The organism is Candidatus Pelagibacter bacterium nBUS_30, from assembly GCF_051201245.1.
Classification (GTDB): Bacteria; Pseudomonadota; Alphaproteobacteria; order Pelagibacterales; family Pelagibacteraceae; genus Pelagibacter.
Map to the genome: position 1 here is coordinate 178,285 of NZ_CP172842.1, position 16,417 is coordinate 194,701.

Annotated in this window: 22 protein-coding genes, 1 tRNA gene and 1 rRNA gene; 18 read left to right on the top strand and 6 right to left on the bottom strand. The window is 25.7% G+C overall.

Features of this window, described 5'->3' with window-relative positions; genetic code table 11:
* The first annotated feature begins 10 nt into the window (after nt 1-10).
* From ACIJYE_RS00910 to ACIJYE_RS00940, 7 genes are read left to right on the top strand one after another with little or no spacing between them, the layout of a single operon-like run.
* Nucleotides 11-151, top strand: coding sequence for an NAD-dependent epimerase/dehydratase family protein (locus tag ACIJYE_RS00910; protein WP_435090549.1), 141 nt, complete (start codon nt 11-13; stop codon nt 149-151).
* Nucleotides 145-969 carry an NAD-dependent epimerase/dehydratase family protein gene (locus ACIJYE_RS00915; protein WP_435091245.1) on the top strand — a complete coding sequence of 275 codons (825 nt, stop codon included), beginning with the start codon at nt 145-147 and terminating at the stop codon, nt 967-969. The genes ACIJYE_RS00910 and ACIJYE_RS00915 overlap by 7 nt, the downstream gene beginning before the upstream one ends.
* Nucleotides 956-2,239 (top strand): O-antigen ligase family protein, encoded by a 1,284-nt coding sequence (locus ACIJYE_RS00920; RefSeq protein WP_435090551.1) that lies wholly within the window; start codon nt 956-958, stop codon nt 2,237-2,239. Before ACIJYE_RS00915 ends, ACIJYE_RS00920 begins: the two co-directional genes overlap by 14 nt.
* Nucleotides 2,240-2,241: 2 nt before the next feature.
* Nucleotides 2,242-2,751, top strand: coding sequence for a D-glycero-alpha-D-manno-heptose-1,7-bisphosphate 7-phosphatase (locus tag ACIJYE_RS00925; RefSeq protein WP_435090552.1), 510 nt, complete (start codon nt 2,242-2,244; stop codon nt 2,749-2,751).
* On the top strand, nt 2,741-3,772 hold the full coding sequence (locus ACIJYE_RS00930) for a hypothetical protein (protein WP_435090554.1): 1,032 nt from the start codon (nt 2,741-2,743) through the stop codon (nt 3,770-3,772). The genes ACIJYE_RS00925 and ACIJYE_RS00930 overlap by 11 nt, the downstream gene beginning before the upstream one ends.
* The gene (locus tag ACIJYE_RS00935) at nt 3,765-5,453 is read left to right on the top strand and encodes a hypothetical protein (RefSeq protein WP_435090555.1); all 1,689 of its coding nucleotides are present in this window, start codon (nt 3,765-3,767) and stop codon (nt 5,451-5,453) included. Before ACIJYE_RS00930 ends, ACIJYE_RS00935 begins: the two co-directional genes overlap by 8 nt.
* 10 nt (nt 5,454-5,463) lie before the next feature.
* A complete protein-coding gene (locus ACIJYE_RS00940; protein ID WP_435090556.1) occupies nt 5,464-6,183 on the top strand; it encodes an FkbM family methyltransferase in 720 nt (239 codons plus the stop codon).
* Here ACIJYE_RS00940 and ACIJYE_RS00945 read toward each other — a convergent pair.
* Entirely contained in the window at nt 6,176-6,964 is a 789-nt protein-coding gene (locus ACIJYE_RS00945) for a glycosyltransferase family A protein (protein WP_435090557.1), read from the bottom strand. The genes ACIJYE_RS00940 and ACIJYE_RS00945 overlap by 8 nt on opposite strands.
* Nucleotides 6,965-7,016: 52 nt before the next feature.
* Between ACIJYE_RS00945 and ACIJYE_RS00950 the strand changes: the two genes are divergently transcribed.
* From ACIJYE_RS00950 to ACIJYE_RS01000, 11 genes are all read left to right on the top strand, one after another.
* Nucleotides 7,017-7,691: a glycosyltransferase gene (locus ACIJYE_RS00950; protein ID WP_435090558.1), complete on the top strand. Its 675-nt coding sequence runs from the start codon at nt 7,017-7,019 to the stop codon at nt 7,689-7,691.
* Complete coding sequence (gene gmd, locus ACIJYE_RS00955) at nt 7,688-8,734, top strand: GDP-mannose 4,6-dehydratase (protein ID WP_435090560.1); 1,047 nt, start codon at nt 7,688-7,690, stop codon at nt 8,732-8,734. Before ACIJYE_RS00950 ends, gmd begins: the two co-directional genes overlap by 4 nt.
* Nucleotides 8,727-9,665 carry a GDP-L-fucose synthase family protein gene (locus tag ACIJYE_RS00960; RefSeq protein WP_435090561.1) on the top strand — a complete coding sequence of 313 codons (939 nt, stop codon included), beginning with the start codon at nt 8,727-8,729 and terminating at the stop codon, nt 9,663-9,665. Before gmd ends, ACIJYE_RS00960 begins: the two co-directional genes overlap by 8 nt.
* Nucleotides 9,662-10,543, top strand: coding sequence for an NAD-dependent epimerase/dehydratase family protein (locus ACIJYE_RS00965; RefSeq protein WP_435090562.1), 882 nt, complete (start codon nt 9,662-9,664; stop codon nt 10,541-10,543). Before ACIJYE_RS00960 ends, ACIJYE_RS00965 begins: the two co-directional genes overlap by 4 nt.
* Nucleotides 10,544-10,595: 52 nt before the next feature.
* Nucleotides 10,596-10,710, top strand: a 5S ribosomal RNA gene (gene rrf / locus ACIJYE_RS00970).
* Nucleotides 10,711-10,724: 14 nt separating this feature from the next.
* Nucleotides 10,725-10,850, top strand: a complete 126-nt coding sequence (ykgO, locus tag ACIJYE_RS00975) for a type B 50S ribosomal protein L36 (protein ID WP_008545413.1) — start codon at nt 10,725-10,727, stop codon at nt 10,848-10,850.
* 5 nt (nt 10,851-10,855) lie between these two features.
* Complete coding sequence (locus tag ACIJYE_RS00980) at nt 10,856-10,966, top strand: aa3-type cytochrome c oxidase subunit IV (protein WP_297681801.1); 111 nt, start codon at nt 10,856-10,858, stop codon at nt 10,964-10,966.
* Between the two features lie 9 nt (nt 10,967-10,975).
* A complete protein-coding gene (locus tag ACIJYE_RS00985; RefSeq protein ID WP_435090563.1) occupies nt 10,976-12,064 on the top strand; it encodes an NAD(P) transhydrogenase subunit alpha in 1,089 nt (362 codons plus the stop codon).
* 4 nt (nt 12,065-12,068) lie between these two features.
* Entirely contained in the window at nt 12,069-12,377 is a 309-nt protein-coding gene (locus ACIJYE_RS00990; protein WP_435090564.1) for a proton-translocating transhydrogenase family protein, read from the top strand.
* Nucleotides 12,377-13,774: an NAD(P)(+) transhydrogenase (Re/Si-specific) subunit beta gene (locus ACIJYE_RS00995; protein ID WP_435090566.1), complete on the top strand. Its 1,398-nt coding sequence runs from the start codon at nt 12,377-12,379 to the stop codon at nt 13,772-13,774. Before ACIJYE_RS00990 ends, ACIJYE_RS00995 begins: the two co-directional genes overlap by 1 nt.
* 8 nt (nt 13,775-13,782) lie before the next feature.
* A complete protein-coding gene (locus ACIJYE_RS01000) occupies nt 13,783-14,481 on the top strand; it encodes a transaldolase family protein (protein ID WP_435090568.1) in 699 nt (232 codons plus the stop codon).
* Between the two features lie 8 nt (nt 14,482-14,489).
* Here ACIJYE_RS01000 and ACIJYE_RS01005 read toward each other — a convergent pair.
* The 5 genes from ACIJYE_RS01005 to ACIJYE_RS01025 form a co-directional block, all read right to left on the bottom strand.
* A tRNA-Met gene (locus ACIJYE_RS01005) sits at nt 14,490-14,566 on the bottom strand.
* 6 nt (nt 14,567-14,572) lie between these two features.
* Entirely contained in the window at nt 14,573-14,767 is a 195-nt protein-coding gene (gene rpsU / locus ACIJYE_RS01010; protein ID WP_008544401.1) for a 30S ribosomal protein S21, read from the bottom strand.
* Nucleotides 14,768-14,821: 54 nt separating this feature from the next.
* Complete coding sequence (locus ACIJYE_RS01015; RefSeq protein ID WP_435090569.1) at nt 14,822-15,409, bottom strand: cell cycle transcriptional regulator TrcR; 588 nt, start codon at nt 15,407-15,409, stop codon at nt 14,822-14,824.
* Nucleotides 15,410-15,640 (bottom strand): 50S ribosomal protein L31, encoded by a 231-nt coding sequence (rpmE, locus tag ACIJYE_RS01020; protein ID WP_029455604.1) that lies wholly within the window; start codon nt 15,638-15,640, stop codon nt 15,410-15,412.
* Between the two features lie 35 nt (nt 15,641-15,675).
* Nucleotides 15,676-16,416, bottom strand: coding sequence for an inositol monophosphatase family protein (locus ACIJYE_RS01025; RefSeq protein WP_435090571.1), 741 nt, complete (start codon nt 16,414-16,416; stop codon nt 15,676-15,678).
* Nucleotide 16,417 lies beyond the last annotated feature (1 nt).

Genomic DNA, 16,417 nt, shown 5'->3' on the forward strand with positions numbered 1-16,417 from the left:
ACTTATTAGTATGATATTAATTACAGGTTGTGCAGGATTTATAGGTTTTCATCTTGCAAAAGAATTACTAAAAAATAAAAAAATTATTGGTATAGATTCTTTAGATGATTATTATTCAGTAAAGTTAAAAAAAAAAGACTCAATATATTAAAAAAAAATAAAAACTTTGAATTTTTAAAATTAGATCTTAAAAATTTTAGTAAATTAAGTCAGAAAATAAAAAAATATAAAATTGATAAAGTTATACATTTAGCAGCACAACCAGGTGTGAGAATTTCTGTAGCCAACCCTCATAACACACTTAGTCAAAATCTTATCTCATTTTCAAATATAATAGAATTATCAAGACTAAAAAATGTAAAAAAATTTATTTATGCATCTTCTAGCTCTGTTTATGGTGAAACAAAAATTTATCCATTTAACGAAAAAGATTATAAAAATATTCCAACTTCAGTTTATGGAGCAACAAAATTTTCTAATGAAATTATTGCCCAAGCTTATGCTAAAAATTTTAAAATGAAATGTATTGGTTTAAGGTTTTTTACAGTTTATGGACCGTTCGGTAGACCAGATATGGCTTATTATAGCTTTTTAGAAAATTTAAGAAAAAATAAAAAAATTGTAGTTTTTAATAAAGGAGTAATGAAAAGAGATTTTACTTTTATAGATGATGTGGTCAAAGCAATTATTGCTATTACAAAAGTCAGAATTAAAAAAGATTATGCAGTGATAAATATTGGTAAGGGAAAACCTGATAATTTAATGGATTTAGTAAATTTAATTCAAAAAAATTATAACAAAAAATTTAAAATTAGTTATACAAAAAATATTCCTATTGGTGATATAAAAAAAACTTTTTCAAACACTCGAAAAGCCAAGAATTTAATTAAATGGAATCCCAAAATTACTTTAGAAGAAGGTATCAAAAAATTTGTTGATTGGTATAGATTAAATCATGGTACAAAATAATTTTTCGTTATCAAAAAAGATAATTGAAATAATTTTTATTATTCTTCCAATTACTTTATTATTGAGTAATGCTTTATCAGAATTAATAATACTAATTTTAATATTATTTTATATAAGCTTTCCTAAACCAAATTTTTTTTTAACCACTCTAAAAAATCCACTAATAGTATTATTATTAATTTTTTGGTTATATTTGATTTTTAACTATCTAATAAACTATGAAAACAATCCTAGTTTAGAGAGAACTATTTTTTTTATTAGGTTTCCTTTGTTAATATTATCCATCTCATTTTTTATAAATAAACTAAATATAGATTTAGATAAAATATTTAGATACTGGATGATTATAATAACAATAATTTGTGTTGATATATTTTTTCAATTTTTTACGCTAAAAAATATTATTGGCAACGAAGCTGTTTTGCAGGGAAAAATATATAGATTAGGAGGATTTATGGGTGAAGAATTAAAAATTGCAAATTTAATTTTTCATTTTGGTGCTCTAGTATTTTCATATTTTTTTTTAAAAAAATATTCAGATAGTATTAAAAATAATCTTGTAAATATTTTATTTTTAGTTTTATTGGTTACTACTGTATTTTTGACAGCTGAACGGTCAAACTTTGTGACAATATTCTTTTTTAGTTTACTTATTATTTTCTTTTTAGGCTTTAAGAGTATTAAATTGTCATTAATAATATTGTCAATTTTTTCAGTAATGACAGTAACTTTATTAGTTAGCAATGATCATAAGCAAATTTCAAAAAGAATGATTTCTAGTATAATTTTTAAAGAGTTTAAAAATTTGAAAATAGAAAGTAATAAGGATTATTTTAATAAAGACTCACATTATTTTGCACATTATTCAGTAGCATATCAGATATATAAAAAAAATAAGCTTTTTGGGGTTGGTTTAAAAAATTTCAGAAATTATTGTGATAACGATGAATTTAATGGTGGAATACATCCCTCATTTCATGAAAAAAAATGCTCAACACACCCTCATAACTTTTACTTAGAAATTTTATCTGAAATTGGGATGATTGGATTGTTATTATTAATTTCTTTTTTTCTTTTTTCTTTTTATATTTTTTCTAAAGTTTTTATCAAGACGAATGATTATTATCTAATTTTTAGTAGTTTTATTTTATTAGTATATTTTGTTCCCTTTTTACCAAGAGGTAGTTTTTTTACAAACTGGAATGCAATAATTTTTTGGACTGTATTTGCTTTTATTTATTCAAATTATGATAAATTAAAAAAGTTTTAATAATGAAATGTTTCTTTTTTGACAGAGATGGCGTTCTTATCAAAAATTATGGATATCTTATTGATAAAAGTAAAATCAAATGGTTAAAAGGTGCAATTCAATCAATTAAAATATTGAATAAAAGAAATATAAAAGTAGTCATCGTCACTAATCAATCAGGAGTAGCAAGAGGTTTTTTTACTGAAAATGAACTAAAAGAATTTCATAATTTTATGAATGAAATGCTTTTAAAATATAACGCAAAAATTGATATTTTTTATTATTGCCCATATCACCCTAAAGGCAAAATAAAGAAATATTCAAAAAAAAGTAATTTAAGAAAGCCTGATAATGGCATGTTATTAAATGCTATAAAAAAATTTAAACTTGATCCATCTGAATGTTTTATGATTGGAGATAAAGAGACCGATTATTTATCTGCCAAAAAAACAAAAATTCCATTTCAATTTAAAAAAAATTATTCTTTAGAAAAGCAAGTCAATAATATATTGTCTAAATTAGATGATTTTTAACTTATTTTTAGCTTTAATTAGTTTTATATATTTAACTTTTTTAAACACAATTCTGAAGAGATTAGATTTTTGTTTAGACAAAACATCAACTGAAGAAAAACATAAAGAATTACTTTCTTTAAATCAAAAAGTTCCACTGTCGGGTAGTTTTTATTTTATACTAATAATTTTTTTTTTAACTTATGAAAAACATATATCTATTTTTATTGCTAGTTTAGTTTTTTTTTGTATTGGACTTTTGTCTGATCTTAAAATTACAACTTCACCAAAATCACGATTATTAATACAATTTTCTATATTATTACTTTTTTTATTTTTTAATAAAAATCTCCAAATTGATACAAGAATAGAGCACCTTAATTTGCTAATGGAACATGAAGTTTTTAGAATATTGATAATATCATTTTTTCTTTTAGTTTTAATTAATGGGTTTAATTTTATCGATGGTACAAATAACCTATGTTCATTAAATATTTTGATAATTTTAATATTTTTATACTTTATAACTAAAGATATAGGCTTTTTTGAATTTGAAACTTTGATTAATAATTTATCTTTAGTACTGTTTATCTTTATTATTTTTAATTTTTTTGGAAAAAATTTTTTAGGTGATGGTGGTGTTTATGGCTTAAGTTTTTTTATAGGAATAGTAGCAATAAAAATTACACAAAATAGCTCTCAGGTATCACCTTATTTTATTGCTAATTTATTATGGTATCCTGCGTTTGAAAACTTATTTAGCATATTAAGAAGAATTCTCTTAAATAAAAAAAATTATTTAGCTGACAATTTTCATCTTCATCAATTATTATACAAATATTTAGATAATAAAAAATTTTTTAATAAGAAGTACATACTAAGTTCAATTACAGGAATTTTAATAAATAGTTATTTTCTCATATTTTATTTGATTGGTTTTAATAATTATTCTGATACCAAGCTCCAGCTTTTTTTAATATTTACGAATATTACAATCTATTTATTTATTTACTATAAATTGAAAAAAAAATTTAATGATTAACATAATTATATTTACAGTTTTTTTTTACTTATTATTATTTTCAGTTATCGGTTATGGAATTTTTTTTCGAAGAATATGTTTTAATGAGGCTAATTTATCAGATAATGAGGGATCTATTTATATTGGTTTTTATGGATTATTTTTTATTACCTTATTATCATTGATATCAAGCTTATTTGTGGCCCATAATTTTGTTTTTAATATATTTCTACATGTTTTAGGAATTTTATTTTTTGTCTCATTAAGTTTTGAAAATAAAGATAAATATTTAAAAAATATAATTTTAATTTCTCTATTATTATTTTCAGCTTTATTAATTTCCAAAACAAATGATGATCTATCTTATTACCATCTTCCTTTTACAAAATATCTTACAGAACAAAAGATTATATTTGGTATGGGTCATTTAAATCATGGCTATAATCTTTTATCATCTCTATTTTTTTTAAATTCAACCTTTTATCTACCATTTATTAAATATTTTTCTTTCCATTTTGGGATATTATTTTTTGTTGTTTTTTTTAATTATTTTTTAATAAAGGAAATTTTTTCAAAAAAAAATCATGAAATAATAAATCTTTTATATATATTTTCATTTGCATTTTTTAATTTATCATTCAACAGATTAGCCGAGCATGGGACTGATAAATCAGGCCAACTATTAATTGTAATTTTAGTGATCAAATTATTTCAGCATACATGTTTTGATAAAGAGAAATTTAAAATCAAAAATATCTTATTTTTATTACCACTCATGGCATACTGTATAAGTTTAAAAACATATTTTCTTCCATATGTAATCATTGGATTAATAATTTTTTTTATGAATATCAAGTTTATTGTAATTTTAAAAAAATTTTTTTTTACTAAATCCTTTTTGTCTTTTATTCTATTATTAATATTTTATTTTACCCATCATTTTATTTCTACAGGATGCTTTATTTCACCTTTACCAGCAACTTGTTTTGGTGAAAAACTTATTTGGGCAAGAGATATAAATGACATGATTAATCTATCAATATGGCTTGAGCAATGGGCTAAAGCAGGAGCTGGACCAAATTTTAGAGTCGAAAATGTTGCTGAATATATTGCAAATTTAAATTGGATATCAACTTGGATAGAAAAATATTTTTTAGTGAAGTTTTTAGACCAATTAGGCATATTATTTTCAAGTTTTCTTGTTGTTTATCTGTTAGCTAAAAATTTTAAATATAAAAATATTGATTTCTTAATAAACAAAAAAATTTTATTTTTCTATTTAATGATTTTAGTAATCTTTTCTATATGGTTGTTAAACCATCCAACATTAAGATACGGTGGATACTCAATAGTATTTTTAGTTTTGTCAATTCCAATGGCTTTTTTATTCCAAATTTTTGAAAATCGAAAAATGTTATATAAAAATTTAAAATTTTTTATTTTATTTGTAGTAGTAGTATTTAACTTTAAAAATATTGACAGAATTATAAATGAATTTAGTAGAGATGACATTTTCAAGTTTTCTAATTTTCCATTTTACGCTATAAAAGAAAAAGACTATAAAGCATATGATTTCAATTCTAATTTAACTATTTACTCCGCACACCATTGTTGGGCAACTCCTTCTCCTTGTGGACATGTGGATGAAAAAATAGTTGTTACAAAAAAAAATGGCTATTTTTTTATTAATAAATTAAAATAAGCGCACCTTAATGCACTTAATAAAACTAATCAGAAGCATACTTAATTTTTTTGATTTTTTTCAACAAAAAAAAATTATAAAATTTTTTAAACATAGTTTAAAAAATGATTTAACTCTATTTGATGTTGGTTCTCATTATGGAGAAACAGTTAAATTATTTTTTAATAATTTTAAAATAAAAGATCTTCATTGTTTTGAGGCTAGTCCTTTAAATTTTAAAATTTTGTCTACAAATATTAAAAAGTATAATCTTAATTTCAACCATGAAATAAACAACATTGGAATTGGATCTAGAAGTCATGATACTTTTATAAATCATACAGAAGAGTCTTCATCATCAACAATAAATCAATTTAATTTTGACTCAAAATATTTCCAAAAAAAGTTAAAAATTTTAAATATTAAAGAAATTAATAAATTTTATAAAAAAATACCTATAAAAATCATTACTCTTGATGAGTACATTTCCAAAAAAAAAATTAGAAATATTGATATTTTAAAGATTGATACTGAAGGTTTTGAATTGAATGTAATTAAGGGGTTAACTTTAAATCATAAAATTATTAAATTTATCTATTTTGAACACCACTATGATGATATGATAAGAAAAAATTATACATTTTCAGATATTAATTTTGTTTTAAAAAATTATGGATTTAAAAAAGTTTATAAATCTAAAATGTATTTTAGAAAATCTTTTGAGTATATTTATAAGAATTCTTTTATCTAAGAGTTTTTAAAAATAAAAAAGTTATTAACCTATCAAGACAATTAATTTTACCAGATAATTTTTTTGTTAATTCGTGCTGCTCCATACGTCTAACCCAATATTTTTTTTTAAAAATATTTGAAAAAGATTTATCTAAATTATTTATACTTTCTATTTTTGTTGTTAATTTTTCTATTAAATATTTATATTTATCTTTGTAAAAATAATAAAGAATTAACTGAACATCTATTGCTAAATATTTCCATTTATATGGATTGTAATTTTTATAAAATTTTTTAAGTAAATCTGCCTTGATTACTATTGAACTTGTATTAATTTTTTCTGGCCAATCATTAAACAATTTCTTATATAAAAATATTTTTTTATAAATTTTATCTTTTGGAACTGATTTTATTTTTCCTACTTGAGTTTCATGACTATGAAGATATATTTTTTCAGAATCAAGTTCCAATTGATCTAAAACTTTTATTTTATTATATTTGAATAAGTCATCACCATCTAATAATAACACCCATTCATTTTTTACATATTTAAGTGCCTTATAAATTTTATATAGCTGGTCTTGTGTTGGATATTTTTTTTTTAAAAAAGATTTAAGAAAAATAACATTTTTAAAATGTTTAAATTTATGTTTTAAAAACTTTTCATTTGATAGGTGTGTATAAATAATTATAATTTTTAATCTGGCATTTATAGAATTTTTTAAACAAGAATTAATAGTGTTAGCTATATATTTTTCTTTATTTTCAGCTGTTATTATGGCGATATATTTATTATACAATTTGAATATATGGTTTATTAAGTATTTATCACCATAATTAATATAATTAAAAATGCAAGATTTGACTTTAATAATTCCAGCTAAATATGAAAGTGAGTCGCTCCCTATTTTTTTAAATGAATTATCAAATTTAGACTGTAAAAAATTAATAGTTTTAGAGGAAAGTGATAAAGATACAATTAATTCAATCAAACATTTTAAGAATATAAATATTTTATATCAATCAAAAAATGGTTACGGAGCTGCTTTGATTGAGGGGGTTGAGAATTGTACAACCCATCATTTTTGCATAATTAATGCAGACGGATCGATGAATCCAGATTACCTAAAAGATATGCTAAAAATTACTAATGATAAAAATTTAGATTTTTTGTTTGCTAGTCGATATGAAAAGCCAGGTGGTGGTAGTGATGATGATGATATAATAACTCTAATTGGTAATTATATTTTTACAAAAATAGGTAATTTATTTTTTTCACTCAATATCTCAGATATTTTATATACATTTGTGTTAGGCAAAACTTCATCTTTTAAGAATTTGAAACTCAAATCAAGTGATTTTACTTTATGTGTTGAGTTTCCAATTAAAGCAAAAAGAAATGGATATAGTTTGGGAACAACACCCTCTTATGAACGAAATAGGATAGGTGGAAAAAAGAAGGTAAATGCATTTAAGGACGGACTACTAATTTTATTAAAAATGATTAATATGTTTTTTAAAAAATGAAAAAAAAAATTGCCTTAATATTTGGAATTACGGGGCAGGATGGTTCATATCTTGCTGATTTATTATTAGATAAAGGATATTTAGTTCATGGTGTTAAAAGAAGGTCATCATCTTTAAATACTGGCAGAATAGATCATATCTATCAAGATCCTCATGAAAAAAAGAGAAATTTTTTCTTACATTATGGAGATATAACGGATGCAATATCTGTATCAACAATTATAAAAAAAGTACAACCATCAGAAATTTATAATTTAGCAGCACAATCACATGTAGCAGTTTCATTTGAAGTGCCAGAGTATACTGCTAATGCGGATGCGATTGGGGCTTTAAGAATATTGGAAGCAATAAAATTTCATGGTTTAGAAAAAAAAACAAAATTTTATCAAGCTGGGACGTCAGAAATGTTTGGAAAAGTTCAAACCATCCCTCAAAATGAAAAAACTTCTTTCTATCCAAGAAGTCCATATGGTGTAGCAAAAGTCTATGCTCATTGGATAACAATAAATTACAGAGAAGCATATAAAATTTTTGCATGTAATGGAATTTTATTTAATCACGAAAGTCCTGTGAGAGGTGAAACATTTGTAACCAAAAAAATTGTTAATGCTTTATGTAAAATAAAGCTTAGATTTCAAAAAAAATTATATTTGGGAAATATTGATGCAAAAAGAGATTGGGGACATGCAAAAGATTTTGTAGAAGCAATGTGGAAAATGTTACAAAAAAAAACTCCTTCAGATTATGTTATAGCAACTGGAAAACAATATTCAGTTAAAGATTTTGCGAATATTGTTTTGAATGAATTGAATATAAAATATGTTTGGAAAGGTAAAGGAATTCAATCTAAATGTTATGATCATGAAGGTAAATGTATTATTGAGTGTGATAAAAAGTATTTCCGGCCATTGGAAGTAGACACCTTACTTGGAGATTCAACAAAAGCACGAAAAGAACTTAATTGGAAACCAAAGATGAACATTCATTTACTTGTAAAAGACATGGTTAAATCTGAATTAAAATTTTTAACTAATAATGATTAATTTTAAATCCAAAATATATATTGCTGGGCATAAAGGTTTAGTTGGAAGTGCAATTTTAAGAAAATTGAAAGTATTAGGGTATAAAAATGTTATTTATACGAGTAGAAAGAAATTAGATTTAACTAATCAATCAGAGGTAAATAAATATTTAAAAATTAATAAACCAAAATTCATTTTTATTGCTGCAGCAAAAGTGGGGGGAGTTTTTAATAATCAAAATAATAAAGCTGAATTCATTACACAAAATTTATTGATACAGACAAATTTGATTTATGGAGCTTATTTGGCAGGGGTTAAAGACTTAATATTTCTAGGCTCAAGTTGTATTTATCCTAAAAATTGCAAACAACCTATCAAGGAAAATTATTTGCTAGATGGTAAGCTAGAAGAAACTAATGATGCATATGCAATTGCAAAGATAGCTGGAGTTAAAATGTGCCAAAGTTATAATGAACAATTTGGTCTTAATTATAAATGTTTAATGCCCACAAATTCATTTGGACCAAATGATAATTATGATGGACTTAATTCTCATTTTTTTCCAGCATTAATTAAAAAAATACACAATATTAGAAAAAAAAATTCTAATAGATTGGTATTGTGGGGAAATGGAAAAGCTAAGAGGGAAGTTTTGTATGTAGATGATTTAGCTGATGCATGTATTTATTTTATGAAAAAAAAAACAAAACATAAATTGATTAATATTGGATCTGGAAAAGATTATTCTATAACTTACTATGCTCAACTAATTTCAAAACTTATCTTGGGAAAAAAAGTTTTAATAAAATATGATAAATCAAAACCTAATGGTATTTTTAGAAAAGTAATGGATATATCGATTGCAAAAAAATATGGATGGAAACCAAAAATAAGTTTAGAAAACGCAATTTTAAAATCATATGATGCATTTAAAAATGAGAAAGTAAGTTGAAAAATATTATAATAATAACTGGTGGTGCAGGCTTTGTTGGCTCAAATTTAATTCATCTCTTTTTAAAAAAAACAGATTTTAAAATTATTAGTTTAGATAACTATTCAACGGGAACTAAAAAAAATCATGTAAAAAACAAAAGAGTTAAATATTTAAATTCTGACACTAAAAATATATCCAAAACTCTCAATAACTATAAAAAAAGAATTCATTCACTTTTTCATTTTGGTGAATTTGCAAGAATTTACCAAAGTTTCCTAAAAATGAATGAATGTATCAATTCAAATTCTATAGGATCACATGAAGTTTTTAATTTCTGTTTTTCTAATAGTATTAAATTAATCTACTCAGCAACATCAGCAAGTATTGGAAATAATGGACTAGATAAAGATCTATCCCCTTATGCATTTACAAAAGCAAAAAATCTTGAAATGTTAGAAAATCTAAAAAAATGGTTTAAATTTAAATATGAAATTGTTTATTTTTATAATGTCTATGGACCAAAGCAGATAAGCACTGGAAGTATGGCGACAGTAATTGGAATTTTTGAAAATCAATATAAAAAAAATAAACCATTAACAGTTGTGAAACCAGGAACACAATCCAGAAGATTCACACATATAAATGATACGGTTGAAGCATGTTATTATGCTTGGAAAAAAAATAAATGTAGACATTACAGTATTTCTAATAGAAAAAGTTATAGCATTACTCAGGTTGCAAAAATGTTTAATGCTAAAATAAAATTTTTACCAAATAGACCAGGTGAAAGGTATGCCTCAGCGCTCACAAGCATGAATTTATCAAATAAAGTGTATAAGTTATTTGGGTCTATACAGCTAAGAGATTATATAAAAAATATCGTTATTAAGAGATAAATTCTTATTATTTCCTTGTTTACAATAAAAATTATTTAGGTATAACACTATCGCCGGTGATTATTGCGTAGGTGTTATACCCGATCCCATTCCGAACTCGGAAGTCAAGCCCTTCAGCGCCAATGGTACTTTGTCTTAAGGCACGGAAGAGTAGGACGTTGCCGGCATTAAAAAAATTATTATGAAAATTAAAAGTTCATTAAAGTCTATAAAAAAAAGAGATCTAAACTCTAAGCTAGTGAGAAGAAGAGGTAGAGTCTACGTAATTAATAAAACTAATCCTAAATTTAAAGCAAGACAGAAGTAGTTTTTATGGATAATGAAAACCATAAAAATACCTGGAATAATTTTACAAAATTTGTGTTATGGGGAACTGTCGCAGTTATTGGTGTTTTAGTTTTAATGGCAATATTCTTACTATAAGATCAATCTATGAAGATTGTTTCTATATCAGAAAATCAAGAAATTGAAAAACGTATAGCAATCACCCCTGAGATTGCAAAAAAATACATATCCCTTGGTATTGAAGTTTCCATACCTGAAAATTATGGGAGTCATCTTGGAATTAAAGATGAAGAGTACAAAGAATTAGGTGCATCAATTTCAAAAGATGAAAAAGAAATCATAACTAGTGCGGATATTATTGTTCAGTTAGGTTTGTTAGATGATGATAAAAGTTCTTTACTAAAAGAAAATCAAACACTTATTGGTGTTTTGAATCCACATGATAATAAAGAAAAAATAAATAATTTAGTTAAAAAAAATATCAATACTTTTTCACTTGAACTACTTCCAAGAATAACAAGAGCTCAATCTATGGATATATTATCCTCACAAGCAAACCTTGCGGGTTATAAAGCAGTAGTAGAGTCGTTTGCTCATTTTGAAAAAGCAATTCCAATGATGATGACTGCGGCAGGAACTATTCCTGCAGCAAAGGTACTGGTAGTTGGTGCAGGAGTTGCAGGATTACAAGCAATTGCAACTGCGAAACGAATGGGGGCAATAGTATTTGCAACGGATGTAAGAATGGCTTCAAAAGAACAGGTTGAAAGTTTGGGAGGTAAATTTTTAACAGTTGAAGGCGCTGAAAATTTAGAGACTGAAGGGGGATATGCCAAAGAAGCATCAGAAGATTTTAAAAAGAAACAAGAAGAATTATTATCAGAGACATTAAAAAAAATAGATATTGTAATTTGCACTGCCTTAATTCCAGGAAAAAAGGCACCTGTAATTTTAAAAGAAGATATGATTAGCAATATGAAATCTGGATCAATTATTTATGATTTAGCAGCAATTCAAGGTGGGAATACAGCCTTTACTAAAGTTGATGAAATTGTAGATAGAAATAGCGTTAAAATATTGGGGGAAAGTAATATTTTAAACAAACTTCCAATCTCAGCATCAAATTTATACGCAAAAAATGTATTTAATTTTGTGTCAAATTTATATGATAAAGAAAACAATAAGATTAATATAAATTTAGAGGACGAGATAATTGAAAAAACTTTAATAAAATAAAATTATGGAAATAGATCCTTTTATATTCAGATTAAGCATTTTTATTCTTTCAATTTTTATTGGATACTACGTGGTTTGGAGTGTAACCCCATCGTTGCACACACCTTTAATGTCTGTTACTAACGCTATTTCGTCTGTAATTATTGTTGGGGCAATTATTGCAGGTTTAGCTGGAAACTCTAATACTATATTTAATACTTCAAGTATCTTTGGTTTCTTAGCAATATCATTAGCAGCAATTAATATTTTTGGGGGTTTTCTAGTAACTCAAAGAATGCTTGCAATGTATAAAAAAAAGAAAAAGGATAAATAATGTTATCAGCAAATTTATCAGCAATCTTTTATTTAATTTCAGGTGTTTTGTTCATTCTTGCGTTAAGAGGACTTTCTTCACCAGAAACATCTAGACAAGGAAATTTTTTTGGAATTTTAGGAATGATTATTGCAGTTACAGTTACTTTTTTATCAATTGGTAATTTTTCAACTGGATTTGTGGTTGTTTTAATCTTTCTTTTGATAGGAGGATTAATTGGTGCTTTTATAGCTTATAAAATTCCAATGACAGCTATGCCAGAATTAGTAGCTGGTTTTCATAGTTTAGTTGGGCTCGCAGCTGTATTTGTTGCAATAGCTGCTTTTTTAAATCCACAAGCTTTTAATCTAGGATCTCCAGGAAATATTAAGCTTGGAAGTTTAATTGAAATGTCAATTGGTGCAGCAGTTGGTGCAATAACTTTTTCAGGTTCAATTATTGCTTTTTTAAAACTTCAAGGAATAATGTCAGGATCACCAATAACGTTTAAAGGCCAACATCCACTCAATGCTTTAATTTTAATTTCAATAATTGTTGTTACCTATCTTCTTTGTTCAACACAATCCTCTAATTTATTTTGGATATTATTAGCAATATCTTTTTTAATTGGTTTTTTACTAATTATTCCAATTGGTGGTGCAGACATGCCAGTAGTTATCTCAATGCTTAACTCTTATTCTGGTTGGGCTGCAGCTGGTATTGGATTTACTTTAGAAAATACTGCACTAATTATTACGGGAGCATTAGTTGGGTCATCTGGTGCAATTTTATCTTACATAATGTGTAAAGGAATGAATAGATCATTCTTTAATGTAATCTTGGGTGGATTTGGTGCAACTGAACAATCAGCTACAGCACAAAATAAAGAACAAAGACCAGTTAAAAGTGGAAATGCTGATGACGCTGCTTTTTTAATGAAAAATGCTTCATCAGTAATAATTGTTCCAGGGTATGGTATGGCAGTTGCTCAAGCACAACATGCTTTAAGAGAAATGGTTGATACATTAAAAAAAAATGACATAAAAGTTTCCTATGCAATACATCCAGTCGCAGGACGAATGCCAGGTCACATGAACGTTTTACTTGCTGAAGCAAATGTCCCATATGATGAAGTATTTGAGCTAGAAGAGATCAATAATGATTTTGCAAATGCAGATGTTGCTTTTGTAATTGGTGCTAATGATGTAACAAATCCTGTTGCAAAAACAGACCCACAAAGCCCAATTTATGGTATGCCAGTTTTAGATGTTGAAAAATGTAAATCGGTTTTATTTGTAAAAAGAAGCTTGTCCCCTGGCTACGCTGGAATTGATAATGATCTATTTTATAAAGAAAATACTCTTATGTTATTTGCTGATGCCAAAAAAATGACAGAAGACATTACTAAAAATCTATAGGTAAAAATTTGAATATTAAAATATTTTGTGATATCGCAGAGTTGAATCAAATTAAAAAATTCAATCAAAAAAAAATTGTTAAAGGATTTACAACCAACCCAAGCTTAATGAGAAAAGCTGGAGCAAAAGATTATAAAGCATATTCAAAAGAAATTCTTAAAATTTGTAATAATAAACCAGTATCACTCGAAGTATTTGCTGATGAATATGAAGAAATGAAAATTCAAGCTATGAAAATTAATACTTGGGGAAAAAATATTTATGTAAAAGTGCCAGTGGCTAATTCTAAGGGTAAGTTTATGGGTCGAATTATTAAAGAGTTAAATAATCAAAATATAAAACTTAACATAACAGCTGTATATAGCGCCAAACAAACTGAAAAGATTTTAAAGATAATTAATAAAAAAACAAAAGTAATTATTTCCATTTTTGCAGGAAGAGCAGGTGATACAGGCAAAGATCCGGTACCAGAATTTGTTAAGAGCATTAGATTAGCTAAGAAATTTAAAAATGTTGAGTTATTGTGGGCTAGTGTTCGTGAACCTTATAATTATTTGCAAGCAAAACAACTAGGCTGTCATATTATTACTGTTCCACCGAATATTATTGAAAAAATTGAAAATTTTGGAAAATCATTCGATCGACTTACAAAAGAAACAGTTAAAGCTTTTTTAGTAGACAGCAAAAAATCTAATTTTAAAATTTAATCTGGAATTGGTTGCGGGGGACGGATTTGAACCGCCGACCTTCAGGTTATGAGCCTGACGAGCTACCAGACTGCTCCACCCCGCGGTATACTTAAATTCTATTTTTAAGCTTGTTTAACTTTTTAACTCTTTTAATATTTTCTTGTAGGATTCTTTTCTTCTTCTCAGAAGGTTTTTCATAAGTGTTTTTTAATTTTATGACTTTAAAAAAACCATCACGCTGAAGTTTTCTCTTAAGAACTCTAAGTGCTTGTTCAATGTTATTATCTTTAACTTCTATTTTCATAAATATTTTTAAATGCCAGTGAATATCACTATAAAATTTTGATGTCTATTAAATTTATTCAATGTTTGAAATTTCTTTAGTTTGTTTTGCTTTTTCTTTTTCTTTTTTTTCTCTTTTTATTCTTCTCTCAGCTTTTTCTAGTGCTTCTATCAAATCTTTCTGTGTAAATAGGTTTAAAGCTACAGGATCTTTTGGATTTAAATTATTATAGTTCCAATAGCTTTTGTTTCTTATAGAGGTAACAGAATTTTTTGTTACTCCAACAAGTTTTGCAATTTGTGAGTCTTTAAGCATATTATGTTGTCTAATTAACCATAAAGCTGAGTCTGGCTTATCTTGTCTCTTAGATAAAGGAATGTATTTCTTAGTTTTCTTTTCAGTGTAAGATATTTCGATATCAGTATTCTTGATAAGTAGGGGTCTATTTTCATCTTTTGATGATAGTTCAATTTCTTCTCTAGAAAGTTGACCTGAAATTATAGGGTTATAAGCTTTAATTCCTTTTGCAACTTCACCATCAGCAATTCCTTGAATCTCAACTTCGTGTAGATTACAAAAATTTGCAATTTGTTTAAAGGTAAGTGTCGTATTTTCAACTAACCAAACAGCTGTAGCCATTGGCATCAAAGGTGCGTTTGACATTTAATTTTTTTTATCTGATTTAAAGTTTTGAAATTTTTTATTAAATTTACTTATTCTACCTTTATCCATTAATTTTTGTTTTCCACCAGTCCATGCAGAATGAGATTTTGGATCAATTTCTAATTTAAGTAAATCACCTTCAGCACCCCAAGTTGATTTTGTTTCAAATTGAGTTCCATCAGTCATTTCAACTTTAATTGTGTGGTAGTTTGGGTGTATGTCTTTTTTCATATCGAGACTTATAGCAAAAGAATTTTATAACACAATTAAAAGTTAACTAAATTTTCTAACATTTTGTCATTAATTGCAGCACTTGAGGCCTTAATATCAATTTTATTTACATCAAATTTATGAATATCGTTTACTATTCCCCCTGCTTCTTTGACCAATATCTCTCCAGCTGCGACATCCCATAGGTTAATCTTATTATGAAAAAAACCATCAAGTCTACCAGATGCAACGTATGCTAAATCTAAGGCAGCACACCCACTATATCTCATATTAAGATCACTAAATTTAACACCTTCATGGTTACTTGAAAATAGACAATCATTAATGGAATTCTTTTTTGATACTCTTAGTCTTTGGTTATTTAAGAAAGCTCCTTTATCTTTTTCAGCAAAAAACATTTCATCTTTGATTGGGTCAAAAATTAAACCACTCACAATTTCCTCTTTGGATTGAAGAGCAATGCAGATTGCAAAGTGAGGTATCCCATGTAAAAAGTTTGTTGTTCCGTCAATTGGGTCAATAATCCAAATATTTTCTTTATCATTATTTTTAATCACACCAGTTTCTTCAGTTATAAACGAGTAGTTTTTTTTAATTTTTGATAATTCCTCAATTAAAATTTTTTCTACATTTTTATCTGTTTTTGTCACAAAATCATAAGGTCCTTTTTTTGATACTTGTAATTTTTCAACCTCTCCAAAATCCCTGATTGCAGATTTAGAAGCTTTTTCTGCAGCCTTGATCATTACATTTAGATTTGCAGATATAGAAATCATT